We start from the raw sequence: 16908 nt of genomic DNA, 5'->3' as shown, positions 1-16908 counted from the left end.
CCGGAGATCGAGATGAGCGAAGCGAACGCCATAACCGTCGATGTGGTGTCGGATGTCGTCTGCCCATGGTGTTTCATCGGTCAGAAGCGGCTGGACAAGGCGGTTGCCGCGGCCGGCGACGTCGATGTGCATATACGCTGGCGGCCGTTCCAGCTCGATCCGACCATTCCGCCGCAGGGCAAGGACCGCCGGGAGTATATGCGGGCCAAGTTCGGCAGCGATGAGCGCATTCGCGAGATTCATGCCCGCATCGAGCCGCTTGGCGAGGCAGAGGGCATTTCCTTTGCCTTCGATGCCATCAAGGTGGCGCCGAACACGCTCGATGCGCACCGCCTGATCCGTTGGGCGGGTGCTGCCGGTGAAGCCGTGCAGAACAGGCTGGTCCGTCGCCTGTTCCAGTTGAATTTCGAGGAAGGTGTCAACATCGGCGACCATGCCGTGTTGGTCGAAGCCGCCCGCGAGGCCGGCATGGATGCGTCGGTGGTCGCCACGCTCTTGCCGACCGACGCCGATGTCGAGGCGGTGCGCACGGAGATCGCCACGGCGTCGCGCATGGGCATATCGGGCGTGCCGTGCTTCCTGCTTGAAGGCAAATATGCCGTGATGGGCGCCCAGGACGTCGACACGCTGGCCGATGCCATCCGCCAGGTGGCGGCGGCAAAGGCAAGCGGCGAATTGGACAAGGTCGGCTGAGGCCGGTCATTCCTTCACCTGCGACAAGACCGTTTCAGGTCACTTCTCGGCTCCCGGAAAGGCCGATCGCGGCAGGAATCAGACGTCAAAGGACGGCCGGTTTTCGGGAATTTGGTTAGCCCCAACAAAAAATCGGCTCGCCGGACAAGCCAAAATGAGTCACGAAATCGTGTGGACGCCTTCCCTAAGGGAAGGTTGTGGCTCACCGCGTCGTAGCCAAGTAACCATCTGACATTGTTATGTTAAATCGCCTTTCTGCCGGCTTACGCGAAGCACTTGGAAGCCTGCTCTGTTGCCTTCCCGACACGGCCGGATCTTCAAATATCGCTGACCCCCTATAAAAATTAATGGAAAATGATCAATTGGTGTTACCATCCGTAACAAAACAAAAAAGGTTTGGGCGGGATCGTGATTCGGATCGGCAGACGATCGCAGGAGTCAGTACCGGATAGACTACACCGCGGCGCCGCAGGGCGGTCGCATTTGACGCCGGTATCCTCGATGCGCAGTTTCTGGGGGCTGATGAAGGCCTACTGGTTCTCCGAGCGCTGGAAGGAAGCCTGGACGCTCACCATCGTCATCGCTCTGCTGACGGCGCTTTCCAGCAAGGCCGGCGTCTGGTTTGCCCTGGCATTGGGCGAGTTGGGCAATTCGATTGCATTCTTCCACGATGCAGCCAATACCAGCCCACTGCAGGCAATTCTGACCAATGCCGGCATATTGGTTCTGCTGGTCGTGCTCAAGGATGCCGGCTTCACCGGCGTGCGTGGTCTTGTCTCGGCAACCCTGCACCGAAAGTGGCGTGGCTGGCTGAATAGCCAGTTCAACGAGGCTCTGCTCGACGGCAATCATACCCACTTCCATGCTCAGCATGGTTCGGCGGCCGGCGATATCGTCGCACCCGACAACATCGACCAGCGCATCCAGGAATCGATCAAGGACATGACGGGCGGGGCGATCGGTCTCGCCATGGGCGTTCTGGGTGTCGCCACCTCGCTCTATTTTATCGGCGAAAATCTGATCGGATCCTCGGTTGAGGTCAAAGGACTGGAGTTCCTCGGCAGTTATGGCAGCGCAGTGCTGGCCTTCCTCGCCGTCGCCATTTACGTGCCGCTGAACACTTGGATTGCGGTCAAGCTTGGCCGCTTGCTCGAGCGGCTCAATATCCGCATGCAGCAGGCCGAGGGCAGCTACCGCAGTGAACTGACGACGTTCCTGCGCCGCAGCTTCCATGTCGCCGCCTCGCATGGCGAAGATGTGCAAAAGTCGATGCACGACAAGCTCTACGTCGATATCGACAAGACCTGGGGCAAGCTCAATGTCGTCAACAATAGCTACACGTCGTTCGAGCTGATCTACAACTTCCTCGGCGCCCGGATCGTCGCCTATGGTCCCGGTCTGGTGTCGTTCATACACAATCGCTTGGACTACAAGGGCTACATCACCGGCTCCGAAATGGTCGCCCAGCTGATCAGCCAGTGCTCGTGGTTCATCCATGTCATGCCCGCCATCGCCACGCTGCGCGCCAACAGCCAGCGTGTCACGGAACTGGCAAACGCGATCGAGAGCGTCCAGCATCCGCAGGCGTTCTACAGCCAGACCGGCCAGTCCGACTTCCACTATGCCAGCCAGAACCCGGTGTTCGGTCTGACCATCCAGAAGCTCGAACTGGCGCATCAGGGCGAGGACGCGACACCGTTCCTCAGCGCCGCCAATTTGCGCTTCCGGCGCGGCGAGTGGACATTCCTGAAGGGCGAATCCGGTTGCGGCAAGACATCGCTGGTCAAGGCGATCAACGGCCTCTGGCCCTACGGCCGCGGCACCATCGTCTTCCCCGATGGGGTGAAGAGTTTTTATGCCGCCCAGGAGATCAAGCTCCAGCAGGTGTCGCTGAAACAGCTGGTCTGCCTGCCGGGCTCCGAGCACGACCACGGCGATGCGCAGGTCGCGTCCGCGCTGCACAAGGCCGGCCTTGGCGACTTCATCGAGCATATGGCCAATGAAAGCCGTGAAGGCAAAAGCTGGGATCAGGTCCTGTCGGGCGGCCAGAAGCAGAAGCTGGTGGTGGCCCGCATCATCCTGCAGCAGCCGGGGCTGCTGTTCCTCGACGAGGCGACCGGCGCCCTTGACCCGGAAGGCAAGATTGCCTTCCATCAGGCGATCAAGGACAACTGCCCCGATGTCACGGTGATCAGCGTCATGCACGAAGCGGTGGCGCCACGATCGGCTGCCGGCACCGAGTTCTATCATTCGATCGTGTTGATCGCCGACGGCGTCGCCACCAAGAAGCCGCTGGTTCCGACCCTGCCGGTCGAACTCACCACGATTCTGACCCAGCCACGTCCGGTCGAGGACAAATGGCTGCGTTTCTCACGTCGGCTGAAGCAGAAATAACGTTGGTTTCACGGCGACTTGCCGGGCACCGCGGCAGTCGGCGATCACAGTATCGCGATCGGAGCCATCAGGCGCCGTTTTCCTCACTCACCGCGATTGACTCGGCAAGGCGCGCTCCTATGTTGCGCCGGCTTGCTGATAGTCAAACGCGAACCCGCAAGCGGAAAGGTCACCGCGCCATGCCTGGCGACAGTATTAGTCGAACGCAACCGCCGTCCGCCTAGACGTGACCTGAATGGTTCATGTCCTGCCGGACGGCAAGGAGTGAACCATGAACGATTTTTCCCCCGTAGCGGACGACGAGGCCGTCGCCATCGCCCGCATCCTTGCAAACGACCATGTCGCCGACGTGGTCGAGGCGCTCAACCACGAATCGCGCGAAACCGCGACTGATCTGCTTTGCGCGGTACCCTTCGAGCGCCTGGTCGAGATCTTCGACCAGCCCGAACTCGACGGTGCGCCCGAACTCGCGGAAGCCCTGCCCCGTGCCAAGGCAAGCAAGCTGCTCACCGCCATGTCGGTCGACCGTGCGGCCGACATACTGCGCGAGCTCGATGAGCCGGCACGTTCCGAACTGCTCGGCGCACTGGCGCCGCCACTGCGCGCCACCCTGTTGTCCATTCTGGGCTATCCCGAAGGCAGCGCCGCATCGATCATGACAACGGAGTTCGTCAGCGTTCCCTCTGACTGGACCGTCGGGCGCACGCTGGACTACATCCGCAAGGTCGAGCGGACGCGCGAAACCGTCTACGCGATCTACATCGTCGATCCGCAAACGCACCTCCTGGTGCGGTCGACCGGCCTGCGCCGACTCATCACCGGTGAGCCGGACGACCCGATCCTGTCGGTCGCGCCGGACCGTGTGCCGGTGACGGTCACCCCGCTGACCGATCGTGAAACCCTGGCGCAGACGATCTCCAAATACGATCTGCTCGCCTTGCCTGTCGTCGACCACGGCAAGATTCTCGGCATCGTCACCATCGACGACATCATCGACACGATGATCGAAGAAACGACGGAGGATGTGCATCGCTTCGGCGGCATGGAAGCGCTCGACGAGCCCTACATGAAGATGAGCTTCCTCTCCATGATCAAGAAGCGGGGCGGCTGGCTGTGCGCGCTGTTCATCAGCGAGATGCTGACCGCCAACGCCATGCAGAGCTACGAGGGTGAGTTAGAGAAGGCGATCGTGCTCACCCTCTTCATCCCGCTGATCATGAGTTCCGGCGGCAATTCCGGCTCGCAGGCAACCTCGTTGGTCATCCGCGCGCTGGCGCTGCGCGAGATCGGCCTTCGTGACTGGTGGCGGGTGGCGTTGCGCGAGCTACCCACCGGTCTCGTGCTGGGCGCCATGCTTGGCGTGGTTGGCATCTGCCGCATCGCTCTCTGGCAATATATGGGCTTCTACGACTACGGCCCGCATTGGCCGCTGATTGCCGCGACGGTTGGCGCGGCACTGGTCGGCATCGTCACCTTCGGCTCTTTGTCGGGCTCGATGCTGCCCTTCGCGCTGAAACGGGTCGGTTTCGACCCCGCCAGCGCATCGGCGCCGTTTGTCGCCACGCTGGTCGATGTCACCGGGCTGGTGATCTATTTCTCGGTGGCACTGGTGATCCTGCGCGGCACGTTGCTGTAGCCGCATTGCTGTCTCCGCCGCTGGCCATGGCCGGCGGCGGCTTCCGCCTTTCAGGCTTGCCTGCCGTGGATGGTTCCGTCGACCTTGATGGAGCAAACCGCGCCCGTCACTGGACGCGCTGGCCGTCCTTCACGCGGTAGGTCGGCTTGTACATGGTGACGAGTTCTTCCGACGCGGTCGGGTGCACGGCCATTGTGCGGTCGAAATCATCCTTGGTCAGGCCGGCCTTCAGCGGAATGCCGAGCAGCTGCGCCATTTCGCCGGCATCCGGCCCCAATATGTGGGCGCCAAGCACTTCGCGGGAAGCGCCGTCGACCACCAGCTTTATCAGCATCTTCTCGTCACGGCCCGATAGCGTATGCCGCATCGGCCGGAAGCTGGCCCGGTAGATTTCGACATCGGCGAAACGCTTGACGGCTTCGTCTTCCGACAGGCCGACGGTACCGATTTCCGGCTGTGAGAAGACCGCGGTCGCGATCGTGTCGTGATCGGGCGCGGTCGGGTTGCCCTTGAAGGCCGTCTCGACAAAGCACATCGCTTCGTGGATCGCCACCGGTGTCAGCTGCACGCGGTTGGTGACGTCGCCGATCGCCCAGATATTGTCGATGTTGGTGCGGGAGTACTCGTCGACCTTGATCGCGCCGGCCGGGGTCATCTCGAGGCCGATGCCTTCCAGGCCCATATTCTCGGTGTTGGGGATGCGCCCGATGGCCAGCATGACCTGGTCCACCGTCAACGTCTGGCCGCTGGTGAGAAAGGCGTCGAGCCGGCCGTCCGGCCGCTTGTGCACCCGCTCGCTCACTGCATGGCAGAGTATCTTGATCCCCTTCCTTTCCATGGTCTCGTGCAGCGTGCGGCGCAGATCCATGTCGAAGCGGCTGAGGATCTCCTTGCCGCGATAGACCAGCGTGGTGTCGACGCCGAGACCGTGGAAAATGTTGGCGAATTCGACCGCGATATAGCCGCCGCCTTCGATCATGATCGCCTTCGGCAGTTCCTTGAGGTCGAAAGCCTCATTGGAAAAGATGCAATGCTCATGACCGGGAAGCGCTGGGTGGGCCGCCGGACGGCCGCCGGTGGCGATCAGGATCTGGTCGGCGGTGACGGTGCGGTCGTTGTCCAGGAGATGAACCACATGCGGGTCTACGATCATCGCCCGCGAATGGAAGGTCTCGCCGCCGGCGCCCTCGACATTCTTCTTGTAGATTGCCTCCAGACGGCTGATCTCGCGGTCCTTGTTGGCGACCAGTGTCTGCCAGTTGAAACTGGCTTCCGGCACCGTCCAGCCATAGCCGGCGGCATCGGCGAAATGCTCCGGAAATTGCGAGGCGTAGACATAGAGTTTTTTCGGCACGCAGCCGCGGATAACGCAAGTGCCGCCAAAACGGTATTCCTCGGCGATGCCGACGCGCTTGCCGAGTGCGGCGGCAATGCGCGCCGCCCTCACCCCGCCGGAGCCGCCGCCGATGACGAAAAGATCATAGTCATAACCGGCCATGAGGCGGCTCCTTGAACGTCGGAAAATGTGAGAGACAGGTAGGCCGCCAAAGGCCAAAAGAAAAGCCCGGACAAGCCGGGCTTCACAGATGGCCGCAAGGCCGCATTTGAAAACGCAGGATCAGTTCTGCGTGCCGTCGGCGGGAGCCGAACCGTCGGCCGGTGCTGAACCGTCTGCGGGCGCGGCGCCATCCGCCGGAGCCGCATTGCCGGCCGGAGCGGCACCATCGGCGGGCGCGGGCGCGGCCTTGGCCTTTGCCTTGGCGGCCGCTGCCAGCGTTTCGCCGACCTGCTGGGCGAGGTCACGGCCAAGGCCGTTCTGCCAGATGTCGGCTGCCTTGACCAAATCACGCGTCACGGTCGGGCCGCTGTCGAGCAGCTTCTTGCCGGAGTCGGAGTTGTAGAAGGCCGCGATATCGTTGAGTTCCTTTTCGGAAAACACCTTCGCATAGGCAAGGGCCGCTTCCTTCTCGAGATCGGCGCGGCGCGAGGCCAGCGCCAGCGCCTTCTCGTTGATCGTCTTGCCGATCAGCTCCTGCATGTCCGGGTTCTTCTGGATGAGCTGCGATTCGAGCGCGGCCGCCGCCTGCGGCAGGATATTGTCGAACGGGTCGGTCGCATGGATCGCCGCGACCGCCGCTCGGGCCGCCTTGAGGTGCGATTCGGTAACGTCCTGCGAGAACGCCGGCGACGACAAGGCGAAAACGGCCGAAGCCGCCAGAACGACGCAAAGGCCGCGAACCCGGTTATGCAACATCATGGTTGGTAGAACTCCCTGGTTTTCGGGCGGCATGGACGGTTTGGATACCGTCGCCGCCGGCGATGATGGCCGCTGACGCCAGCCCGATGAAAAGACCATGCTCGACCACGCCCGGAATGGCGTGGAGAGCATTCGAAAGCGCTCTTGTATCCGGAATGCGGCCAAAAGATGCATCGAGGATAAAATGGCCGCCGTCTGTAACAAAAGCCTGGCCTCCCGTCATCCTCAATGTAATCGGACCGGAAAGGCCGAGCTCCGCAGCCGCCTTGGCTACGGCGATCTCGGTGGCGCGCAGGCCGAACTGGTTGACTTCGATCGGCAGCGGAAAACGGCCGAGCGTCTGGACCATCTTCGACCGGTCGGCGATGACGATCATGCGCTGCGACGCCGCCGCAACGATCTTCTCGCGCAGCAGTGCGCCGCCGCCGCCCTTGATCAAGGTCAGTTCCGGGTCGACCTCGTCGGCGCCGTCGACGGTGAGATCGAGCTCGGGGGTTTCCTCCAATGTCGACAGCGGCACGCCAAGCTCGCGGCAAAGTGCTGCGGTGCGCTCCGACGTCGGCACGCCGATGACCGTCATGCCGGTGGCGACCTTGTCGGCGAGCAGCCGCACGAACTCTTCCGCCGTGGTGCCGGTGCCGATGCCGAGCCGCATGCCGTCGCTGACATGGGCAAGGGCGGCCCGCGCGGCCTCGACCTTCAACTGTCTTGCATCCATGCCGCTTGCTGCCCAGAAACCCGAGTGTTCGGGGCTCCTAGCATTTTTGCCGGCCGGGTCAAAGCTTTTGCCCGTGGTCAAAGCCTTTGACCGTGGTCAAAGCCTTTGGGCACCTATCCACCGCTCTGCTTGCCTTGACGCGCCGCAGCCGCTATCGCCTCCGGATGTAGAAACCTGCGCAGGATGGATCATGAGTCGCCCGATCATCGTGTTCGACCTGGACGGAACGCTGGTTGACACGGCGCCGGACCTGCTCGACAGCCTGAACCACAGCCTGGCCGCCAGCGAACTCACGGCCGTCGACGAGGCCGGCTTCAGGCGCTTCGTCGGCCATGGCGGCCGCGTGATGATAGAGCGGGCGCACGCCGCCCAGCAGCGCTCGCTCGACGTCGCCGAGCATGACCGGCTGCTCAAACTGTTCCTCGATCACTACACCGACAACATCCCCGGCAAATCGCGCCCCTACCCCGGTGTCATCGAGGCGATCGCGCGCTTCGAGAAGGCTGGCTATCTCCTGGCCATCTGCACCAACAAATACGAGGCCAATTCGCTGGCGCTGATCGAAGCACTCGGCCTGACCAGGCATTTCGCGGCCATCGCCGGCCAGGACACGTTCGCGTTCCGCAAGCCCGATCCACGCCACCTGACCGAAACCATCCGGCTGGCCGGTGGCGATCCGCACCGCGCTCTGATGGTCGGCGATTCGCAAACCGACATCGACACCGCCAAGGCCGCCGGCATTCCGGTGGTGGCCGTCGATTTCGGCTACACCGACCGGCATGTCCGCGAATTCGAGCCCTCGGCGGTGATCTCGCATTTCGATGCCCTGACCGTGGATCTGGCGGAGCGGCTGATCCGCGCCGCGGGACACTGAACGGACAGCAGCGAGAATACAGTCGGCACGGCCCCGAAAGGCGCGGAATCCGATCTCTGAAAGAACGCCTAACACCGCCTTGACTTAACCGGCCGGCCTCCCTTATATCGCGGCTCGCTTGGCCTTCGGGCAACGAGCGGGCGATTAGCTCAGCGGGAGAGCACACCCTTCACACGGGTGGGGTCGCAGGTTCAATCCCTGCATCGCCCACCATTTTCCAAATGGTTTTCCAGCCTTAGCCCGTCGACATTCTGTTGGCAGCGGCGCGGCGAATTGCAGCTTGCGCGGACATGGCCGGGCACGCATGGCGTCCATCTGGAACCAACCGCCACGCCAGCTCGTTTCCTTGCGTCGAAACTTGAGGGAAAACCATGTCCAGATTTCTCGTAGCGACCAGCATCGCCGTTCTTCTCGCCGCCGGTCCTGCTCTGGCCGCGGATGACAAGCCGCTGCCGCCGCCCAACGCCAAGAAGCTGTCGGAGATACTCGCCAAGGTCGAGCAGCGCGACGGCTTTCGCTATGTGAAAGAGGTCGACTGGGACAATGGCGCCTATACCGTCACTTATTACACGTCGGACAAGGCGAAGGTCGAAATCACCTACGATCCAGTGACGGCCGAGCCTAAGTAAGAGCTGCCAGCAGAGACTCTCCATTTCGACGGGTCTGCCCATTTTCTCCGTGCACCTGGACGGCCAATCCGATTGCCGCAAATTGTCCATCCTTGGCGTGTGATATGCACGCCAGGCGCGGGCAGCGCCTGTTGGCTTGGGGTAGTCATGCGATTTTCCGTTCGAACCGATCTCTTGCTCGTCTTAGCCATCGTCCTGGCTGGCGGCATGCTTGCGGCGACTTCGTCGCGAGCGGACGGGCCGTCCTTCGACTGCGCCAAGGCGAGCCTGCCGGCGGAGAAGGCGATCTGCGCCGATCCTCAGCTGTCGGCCATCGATCTGCTGGTCGCCAAGGCCTACAAGGGGTTCGAGCCGGCCTTCGGCGGCGACAAGCGCAAGATCGCCCGCGGGCTGATCGCCGACCGGAACGCCTGCAAGAGCGATACCGCCTGCATCGTCAGCGCGCTGAACAACGCCTTGCAGACCTATGGCAATGCGCCGTCATGGGTACAGGACTACAACATAGCCCTGATCGGCAAGAAGGCTCTGGATACCGCCGCGCGCAATCCCGGCAACAACGATCAGCCCCTGCCCTCGGCCGTCGGGCAATGCGCGTCCACGCATATCAAGACGCTGACCGCGCGGCTTGGCGACGATCCGCTCGAAACCGCCTCGCCCGACGCCGGCAGCGCAGCCACCTTCACCAATGGCGGTGGGGCCGTCTCCTATGATCGCGAACCGGGCCTTGCCGCCTCCAAGGTCGGCGAACCCGTCATGATGTGCCTGATTGCGATTCCCAGGGATTGTCCGAAGGGCGACGACCGTGGCCGGGTCTATTATTCGATCGATCTGGTTGCGAAAGGCTCGTGGGCCTTGCCGGACTCCGAGCATCTGTGTGGCGGCGCCTGATCGGCTCCGCTTCATGTTCGCGAGCCCGCCAAAGCCGCCCGCTCGTTGCCTGCCCTTGCGCTGGATCGTCTTTGATGGCTGATTGCAACGGTTGACTCCGCCGCATGGGGGATGGGCATGGCGACGGCGAAGCATGTGATGAAGCGCATCCTGATGATGCTGGCCGGCTATCTGGTCGCGGTACTGATCGGCCTGGTCGCTGTGGCGGCGATCTACGCCGCGCTCATTTCCCTGCCCAACGCGCCGGCCTATTTCGACGTCATGGGCGTCAGCCCGATCGCCGTCCTGGCGGTGCCGCCGCTCGGCATGTTCGTCTACTTCCTGACGATCGTCGTGACGGGGCTGCAGACGCTGATCTTCGCGCTGATCGCCGAGTTCTTCTCGCTGCGCAATGCCCTGATGCACATGGTCTTCGGCGCCGCCGCCGCCGCCGGCGGCTTCTTCCTCATCTGGCCGAGCTCGGCGGAAGACATAGACCCGGAGCGATGGGCCGATATCGGCATCATCGCCGCCGCCGGCCTCGTCGCCGGATTGATCTACTGGCTGATCGCCGGGCGGGAGGCGGGTTTCCGCCGCCCGTTGTCGCAAATCTAACCGATCAGCTCGACGGCGAGCGAACTGCTTCCGTGGCATCCAGCGCCTGCTTCAGCCGCGAATCGCGGTCGTAGACATCGCTGAAATACTCGACCTTGCCGGACATGTCGGGCCATGCGGTGAAATAGGCGACATAGACTGGAATCTTGCGCGTCACATCCTCGGTCGAATGTCCGTGCTTGAGCTTCTCGGCGACATAGTCGACCGAGGTGCCGAGCACCGCCGCCGCCATGCCGCGCGGATCCTGCAGGCGCACGCAGCCGTGGCTGAGCGCGCGCATATCCTGCTTGAAGAACGATTTCTGCGGCGTGTCGTGCATGTATATCGCATGCTTGTTGGGGAACAGGATCTTCAGCTCGCCCAGCGCATTGGCCTCGCTCGGCTGCTGGCGCACGCTGTAGGGAATGTTGGCGCCATAAGCGCCCCAATTGACCGCCGACGAGGGAATGCGCTTGCCGCGCGAATCCGTCACCTCGTAGCCGGCCCGATCGAGGTAGCCGGGATCGCTGCGCAATCTGGGCAGCATCTCATTGACGATGATCGATTGCGGCACGCCCCAATAGGGATGGAAGTCGACCTGCTTGATCTGGTCGTAGAAGAAAGCCGTCTGGTTGGTCACCCGGCCGACGACGACGCGCGTCTTCAGCTTCTCCTCGCCATTGTCGATATAGCTCGCGGTGAACGCCGGCTGGTTGATGAAGACACGCGGGCTGCCGAGATCGGAAGGCAGCCAGCGCAGCTCCTCAAGCGCCACCTGCACCTTGAGCAGCCTGTCGGCCTTCGACGTGCCGGCCAGCAAGGCGACAGTGCGCGGACCGATGACGCCGTCGCCCTTCATGCCTTCCTTCACCTGCACCGCCTTGATCAGCGGTACCAGCTCGGGGACATAGACCTCGCTGGTCGCCAGCCGCGACAGCAGCTCGCCATAGGTGCCGCCCATATTGTCATCGAGATTGCGCGCGATCAGCGACAGCAGTTTTGGCAGCTCGGGGCTGGTCTCGCCGGGCTTAAGCAGCAGCTTTGGATCGACGACGATCTCATTTTCCGCACTGGCCTGCAGGGCCTCCAGTTCGACGCGCAGCGCCTGATATTCCGCATTCTGCGGATGCCGCGATTCGAGATAGGTGCGCACTTCCTGCGTATGCGCCAGCGTCTTCAGCACGCCGACCATGTCGAGCGGCTTGGCTGGGAAATCATAGTAGCCGGTCATCCGGTTGGGCTCGACACGGCCGTTCTGGGCGTCATGGGCGTAGCGCAAGACGCGTGCCGACAGCGCCATCTCGAAGCGCACGAGTTCCTTGAGCTTGGCTGCGTCATCCGTTGAGGCCGAAGTCGTGGCCGGCACATCGACGGTGTAGTCGGCGGGCGTCAGCCCGTAGCTCGCGGCCTCGCCAAGCACCCGCACCGCATCCTGGGCGCGGTTGTTGGGGCTTGTTCCGTTCACCCAGATGAAGTCCGGATTGGCCGAGTAGTAGGCGATCAACGCCTTGGCGATATCGGGCTCGGCATAGAGTTCGTAGTCACTGAGGCTGGCAATGGCATCGTGGAACGCAGCCCCGGTGGCCGACGGAACGAAGGCCGCGTCCTGCGCCGTCGCCGGCTGCGGCGCGGCGGACAGCGTCGAGAAGTCGACGCGAACAAGCTTGTCAGCCTTGTAGGTGTAATAGGACGGGCTGCTGATCTTTGCGCCGCCACCGCCACCGCTGCCGGCCGGGGCTTTGGGTTTGTGCTTTGGCGGAGGCGGAAATTCGCCCTGCGGCTCATGCCTGATGCCGCCGCCGAACAGCATGTCGAAGAGCCCCTGGGCGCCTGCCTGAGGCGCGCCCAGGGCGAGCGTTGCCGCGATCGCCACAAGCGGCATCGCGGTTGCTTTGTTACCGAGGAATTTCATAGATCACCCGCTCCGGTCGCAACCGGTTCCCGTTCCGCACGCTAGACCGTCTCGCTCACCGCATGGCGGATGTAAGGCGCGACTATACCGATTCATACCGATTTCGTTAAGCTTTCATAAATTTTGGAAAGCCTGTTGCAGAACGGTTTCACAAGATCGTGACGGCTGGAGCGCGGGTGCTTCGCTCCAGCCTGCAGAGCTCCCCAAATTCAGGCGTTGGCGCCACCATCGATGGTCAATGCGGCGCCGGTGACGAAACGTCCTTCCGGACCGGCAAGCCAGGCAACCATGCCCGCGATGTCATCGGCCTTGCCGAATCGCGGCGTCGCCATCTTCTGGCGCTGATGCTCGGCATGCGGTCCATCCGCCGGGTTCATGTCGGTGTCGGTCGAACCGGGATGGACGACATTGGCTGTGATGCCGCGCGGACCGAGGTCGCGTGCGAGCGCCTTGGTCAAGCCGACCAGCGCTGCCTTGCTGGCGGAGTAGGCGCCGAGGTTGGTGTCGGTGACGCGTTCGGCGAGATTGCTGCCGATCGAGATGATCCGGCCGCCCTCGCCCATATGCGCCGCCGCCGCTTTCGAGGCGATGAACGGGGCTCTGAGATTAACCGACATGGTCTCGTCGAAGTCGGCTAACGACAATGTGTCGATGGGGGCCACGCGCCAGATGCCGGCGCTGTTGACCAATATGTCGAGCCGGCCGAAGGCGCCAACGGTCTCATCGACGGCCCTGTCTATCGCCACGGCATCACGATTGTCCGCCTTGATGGCGATGGCGCGGCCGCCCTTGGCCTCGATCTCGGCAACGACCGCGCGGGCCTGTTCCTCGCCATGCACATAGGTCAGCGCGACTTTGGCTCCATCGGCCGCGAGCCTTCGCGCAATCGCCGCCCCAATGCCGCGGCTGCCGCCGGTGACGAGTGCCGCCTTGCCGTTCAAATTGCTGGAAGACATTAGTTTCTCCATTTATGTATCGATTGATACATAAATGTCTGGCAGCCTTGCTCGACCGCGTCAACTCATTTATGTATCGATCAACACAGAAAAGAAGAACATGTCGGAAAGAGGCCGTCCCCGCACCTTCGATCGAACGGCCGCCCTGCGGCGCGCGATGGAGCTGTTTTGGGCCAAGGGCTATGAGGGTACGTCGATCGCCGAGCTGACCGCGGCAATGGGTATCAATTCGCCCAGCCTCTATGCGGCCTTCGGCAGCAAGGAGGCGCTGTTCCTCGAAGCGACCGAATACTACACGCAAGCCGAAGGAACCGAGATCTGGGCCGCCTTGGACGAGGCACCGACCGCATGCCAAGCGATCGAGAACTTCCTGCGCCAGACAGCCAAGGCCTATTCGCAGACCGATCGCCCGCAGGGGTGCCTGATTGCGCTGGGCGCACTGCATGAGGATTCAAGCAGCGGTGCCATCTGCACGGATTTGCGCCGCCGCCGCGCCGAAAATCTTGCGGCCCTGCGCAAGCGCCTGGAGCGCGGTGTGGCCGAGGGCGAATTGCCTGCCGATTTCGACTGCGATGCCGTGGCGACCTTCTACGCCACGGTCCAGCACGGCATGTCCATCCAGGCGCGCGACGGCGCGTCACGCACCGCGCTGATGGCGACCGTCACTGGCGCGATGGCTGCCTGGCAGGTATTGGCAGGCCCCGACAGAGCGTGACAAACGCAGGCTGTTGTGCTCGAAATTCCGACCTGCCAGCAAGGCCGGGAGGGATGATAGTGAAAAAGGGTTATCGCGAACTGCTGGACGAAGCCAACGCCGAGATCGAAGTGGTTTCGCCTGAGGAAGCCGCGGGACTGCTCGAGGACGAAGGCACCATCTTTGTCGACCTGCGCGACCCGCGCGAGGTCGAACGCGACGGCAGGATTCCCGGCGCCAAACATGTCACACGCGGCATGCTGGAATTCTGGATCGATCCCGAAAGTCCCTATCACAAGCCGTTCTTCGCCTCGGGCAAGAGCTTTGTGTTCTTCTGCGCCGGCGGCTGGCGTTCGGCGCTCGCCACCAAGACGGCTCAGGATATGGGGCTTGGGCCCGTCAAGCATATCCTTGGCGGCTACACCGCCTGGAAGGCGGCCGGACTGCCTGTCGAGCCCGGCGAGAAGAAGAAGTAACCTGACCGCGGCTCAATGTAGCAAGGACGGCTCGCGGTCCGCGACGAAGGCAACAGCGCGTGCCACCACGCCCTTGTCCGCAAGGATGCGGCGGTGGCCGAGACCGTCGGCCCAGTGCAGCCGCACATGGCCGCCGGCACCGGCGTAGCGTTTCGCATGCTCGGCCGGCACCTCGCGATCGTCCGGCGCGTGCATGACCAGCGTCGGCACAGGCGCCTGGGCAAGCTGGCGGTCGCCGGTGAATTCATGCAGCGGCCGGCCGGACAGGTGCTGGACACGGTCCGCCATCGCAACCTGTGAGCGCGGCCCGACATTGAGCATGCGGCTGAAATCGGCGAAGATCGCCGGCAAGGAGCTCGGTGCTGCGATCAGCACGAGACGTCCGGCCGCCAGCGGCGGAATGTTCTTGATGGAACCGGCAATGGCATTGGCGGCGACAGCCCCACCGAACGAATGCCCCACCGCCGCGACAAACGGGCCGAACCATTCGCCGGCGACGCGCACCGCGTCGACCGCGTTGGCCATGTTCAGGTGCCGGCCCTGCGAATGACCGTGCCCCGGCAGGTCCAGGGAAACGACCCTGTAGCCGGCCGCGCGATACCCCTCGATCAAGGCGCGCATATATTCGGTGCGCGAACGCCAGCCGTGAACGACAAGCACGGTGCCAAGTGCGGCCCTGCCCGGCTCCGGCCGGAACTCGTGCACCATGACGCAGCCGGTTGCCGTCTTCAGCCGATGATGGCGCGCCTCGGTCATGAACTCGGCGGCACGGCCGATGGCGCGGCGCTCGCCATCGGTCAGCGCCTTTGCGCTCGGTGTGCGGCAGAACAATTCGAAAGCCGCGCGCCCGCTGATGCGTGGCGCAATATGTTCGGCCGCACCAAATACGCTCCGGATGACCTTCAGCCCGATTGATGCCATAGTGAGAATCCATCCATACGTTCAAGCATGAACATAATAGTTCAAAGATGAACAATAAACAAGAGCTACCCTGGGACAACCCGCGTTTTCGCAACTGGGTCGCGGTGGCGCGCGCCTGCCATGTGCTGGAGCGCACGCTGGCGGTGAAACTCGCGCCGCTCGACCTGAAGCCGGCGCAGCTCGACGTGCTGATGAACCTCTACCGCCATCCCGGCATGTCGCAGCACGACCTTGCCCGCAAACTGCTCGTCGGCCGCTCCAACATCACCATGCTTTTGCCGCAGCTGGAGACGCGCGGCCTGCTACGCCGCGAAGGCGACGAGAAGGACAAGCGCATCCTGCGGCTCGCCTTGACCGAGGCTGGCGAGGCGCTGCTGATGCAGGCGCTGAAAGTGCATATGGCACTGATCGAGAAAGCGATGAGCCAGTCGACGCCGGAGCAGTGTGACATGATCGGCGAACAGATGCGCAAGATCTATGAGGTGCTGAAGGAGGCCTGACACCAAGGTGAGGAGACCTAGCACCAAGGTGTGCCGATATTCAGGTCAGGATGCGCCGAAAATGGTGGCTTCCGAGAACCGGAGCGGAGCGTACTTAACGTACGTGAGCACCGGAAGCGCAGGAGGCCGCCATTTGCAGGCCAGCCTCACCTGAATATCGGTACACCGGCTACCACATGGTTTTCTTCGCCCGCTCCGGCCATTCCTTGTCGTAGGCCTCGCCGTCGATGTTCTTGCGGCTGGTGATTTCCAGGATTGTTCCGGGCGTCGGCAGCGATTTCGGATCGACATGTTTTGCCGGGTTCCAAAGCTCCGACCGCACAATGGCGCGGGCGCACTGGAAATAGACCGAATCGACGTCGATGACGGTCACCGAGCGCGCCGCCTTGCCGTCGACCTTGAAGGATGCGCAAAGTTCGGCGTCCGTGGTGATGTGCGCGCGGCCGTTGATGCGCAGCGTCGTGCCCGAGCCCGGCACCAGGAAGAGCAGCCCGACACGCGGATCCCGGATGATGTTGCGCAGCGAATCGGCGCGATTGTTGCCGCGCCGGTCCGGCATCATCACTGTCTTGGGATCAACGATACGCACGAAGCCGGCGAGATCGCCGCGCGGCGAACAGTCCAGTCCCTCCGGGCCGCTGGTGGCAAGCGCGACAAAGGGCGAAGCTTCGATGAAGGCGGCGTATTCGGGAATGACATGGTCGAGTTCCTTGACCAGCGAGGCTGCGCCTGGAACGCCGTAAAGCGCCTCGAGCTGTTCGACCGTGGTGACAAGCGACATCTTCTT

At 63.0% G+C, this 16908-nt stretch carries 17 protein-coding genes and 1 tRNA gene; 11 read left to right on the top strand and 7 right to left on the bottom strand.

The features are described from left to right. Positions 1-12: 12 nt before the first annotated feature. The 3 genes from D3242_RS25585 (at position 13) to mgtE (ending at position 4723) form a co-directional block, all read left to right on the top strand. Positions 13-693 (top strand): DsbA family oxidoreductase, encoded by a 681-nt coding sequence (locus tag D3242_RS25585; protein WP_019858095.1) that lies wholly within the window; start codon positions 13-15, stop codon positions 691-693. A 501-nt stretch (positions 694-1194) separates the two neighbouring features. Continuing rightward, positions 1195-3087, top strand: a complete 1893-nt coding sequence (locus tag D3242_RS25580) for an ABC transporter ATP-binding protein/permease (RefSeq protein WP_038646766.1) — start codon at positions 1195-1197, stop codon at positions 3085-3087. A 271-nt stretch (positions 3088-3358) separates the two neighbouring features. Continuing rightward, entirely contained in the window at positions 3359-4723 is a 1365-nt protein-coding gene (gene mgtE / locus D3242_RS25575; RefSeq protein WP_038646768.1) for a magnesium transporter, read from the top strand. A 106-nt stretch (positions 4724-4829) separates the two neighbouring features. Here mgtE and gor read toward each other — a convergent pair whose 3' ends face one another. The 3 genes from gor to rpiA all read right to left on the bottom strand — a co-directional run bounded on the left by gor (position 4830) and on the right by rpiA (position 7698). Further along, entirely contained in the window at positions 4830-6221 is a 1392-nt protein-coding gene (gor, locus tag D3242_RS25570) for a glutathione-disulfide reductase (protein ID WP_064985455.1), read from the bottom strand. A 120-nt stretch (positions 6222-6341) separates the two neighbouring features. Beyond that, complete coding sequence (locus D3242_RS25565; RefSeq protein WP_064985456.1) at positions 6342-6980, bottom strand: DUF2059 domain-containing protein; 639 nt, start codon at positions 6978-6980, stop codon at positions 6342-6344. Continuing rightward, positions 6967-7698 (bottom strand): ribose-5-phosphate isomerase RpiA, encoded by a 732-nt coding sequence (gene rpiA / locus D3242_RS25560; protein ID WP_019858100.1) that lies wholly within the window; start codon positions 7696-7698, stop codon positions 6967-6969. The genes D3242_RS25565 and rpiA overlap by 14 nt, the downstream gene beginning before the upstream one ends. A 190-nt stretch (positions 7699-7888) precedes the next feature. Here rpiA and D3242_RS25555 point away from each other — a divergent pair, with 190 nt between their 5' ends. The 5 genes from D3242_RS25555 (at position 7889) to D3242_RS25535 (ending at position 10683) form a co-directional block, all read left to right on the top strand. Then, complete coding sequence (locus tag D3242_RS25555; protein WP_019858101.1) at positions 7889-8572, top strand: phosphoglycolate phosphatase; 684 nt, start codon at positions 7889-7891, stop codon at positions 8570-8572. Between the two features lie 138 nt (positions 8573-8710). Beyond that, positions 8711-8785, top strand: a tRNA-Val gene (locus tag D3242_RS25550). A 158-nt stretch (positions 8786-8943) separates the two neighbouring features. Beyond that, entirely contained in the window at positions 8944-9201 is a 258-nt protein-coding gene (locus D3242_RS25545; RefSeq protein ID WP_019858102.1) for a PepSY domain-containing protein, read from the top strand. Between the two features lie 147 nt (positions 9202-9348). Then, positions 9349-10089, top strand: a complete 741-nt coding sequence (locus D3242_RS25540; protein WP_051726793.1) for a lysozyme inhibitor LprI family protein — start codon at positions 9349-9351, stop codon at positions 10087-10089. A gap of 111 nt (positions 10090-10200) precedes the next feature. Next, a complete protein-coding gene (locus D3242_RS25535; RefSeq protein ID WP_064985458.1) occupies positions 10201-10683 on the top strand; it encodes a hypothetical protein in 483 nt (160 codons plus the stop codon). 4 nt (positions 10684-10687) lie between these two features. On the opposite strand, the gene D3242_RS25530 is transcribed toward D3242_RS25535, so the two are convergent. Further along, positions 10688-12574 (bottom strand): L,D-transpeptidase family protein, encoded by a 1887-nt coding sequence (locus D3242_RS25530; protein ID WP_019858106.1) that lies wholly within the window; start codon positions 12572-12574, stop codon positions 10688-10690. Between the two features lie 209 nt (positions 12575-12783). Further along, on the bottom strand, positions 12784-13530 hold the full coding sequence (locus D3242_RS25525) for a 3-oxoacyl-ACP reductase family protein (RefSeq protein WP_019858107.1): 747 nt from the start codon (positions 13528-13530) through the stop codon (positions 12784-12786). A gap of 100 nt (positions 13531-13630) precedes the next feature. Between D3242_RS25525 and D3242_RS25520 the strand changes: the two genes are divergently transcribed. Next, entirely contained in the window at positions 13631-14245 is a 615-nt protein-coding gene (locus D3242_RS25520) for a TetR/AcrR family transcriptional regulator (protein ID WP_064985709.1), read from the top strand. 59 nt (positions 14246-14304) lie between these two features. Continuing rightward, positions 14305-14700 (top strand): rhodanese-like domain-containing protein, encoded by a 396-nt coding sequence (locus D3242_RS25515; protein ID WP_038652669.1) that lies wholly within the window; start codon positions 14305-14307, stop codon positions 14698-14700. Positions 14701-14712: 12 nt separating this feature from the next. On the opposite strand, the gene D3242_RS25510 is transcribed toward D3242_RS25515, so the two are convergent. Next, positions 14713-15621, bottom strand: a complete 909-nt coding sequence (locus D3242_RS25510; protein WP_064985460.1) for an alpha/beta hydrolase — start codon at positions 15619-15621, stop codon at positions 14713-14715. Between the two features lie 47 nt (positions 15622-15668). Between D3242_RS25510 and D3242_RS25505 the strand changes: the two genes are divergently transcribed. Then, on the top strand, positions 15669-16121 hold the full coding sequence (locus tag D3242_RS25505) for a MarR family winged helix-turn-helix transcriptional regulator (protein ID WP_019858112.1): 453 nt from the start codon (positions 15669-15671) through the stop codon (positions 16119-16121). A gap of 169 nt (positions 16122-16290) precedes the next feature. Here D3242_RS25505 and D3242_RS25500 read toward each other — a convergent pair whose 3' ends face one another. Beyond that, entirely contained in the window at positions 16291-16902 is a 612-nt protein-coding gene (locus D3242_RS25500; RefSeq protein WP_064985711.1) for a pyridoxamine 5'-phosphate oxidase family protein, read from the bottom strand. Between the last annotated feature and the right edge of the window lie 6 nt (positions 16903-16908).

This window comes from Mesorhizobium jarvisii (assembly GCF_003601985.1).
Classification (GTDB): domain Bacteria; phylum Pseudomonadota; class Alphaproteobacteria; order Rhizobiales; family Rhizobiaceae; genus Mesorhizobium; species Mesorhizobium jarvisii.
This window is presented reverse-complemented; position numbering and strand designations above follow the sequence as displayed.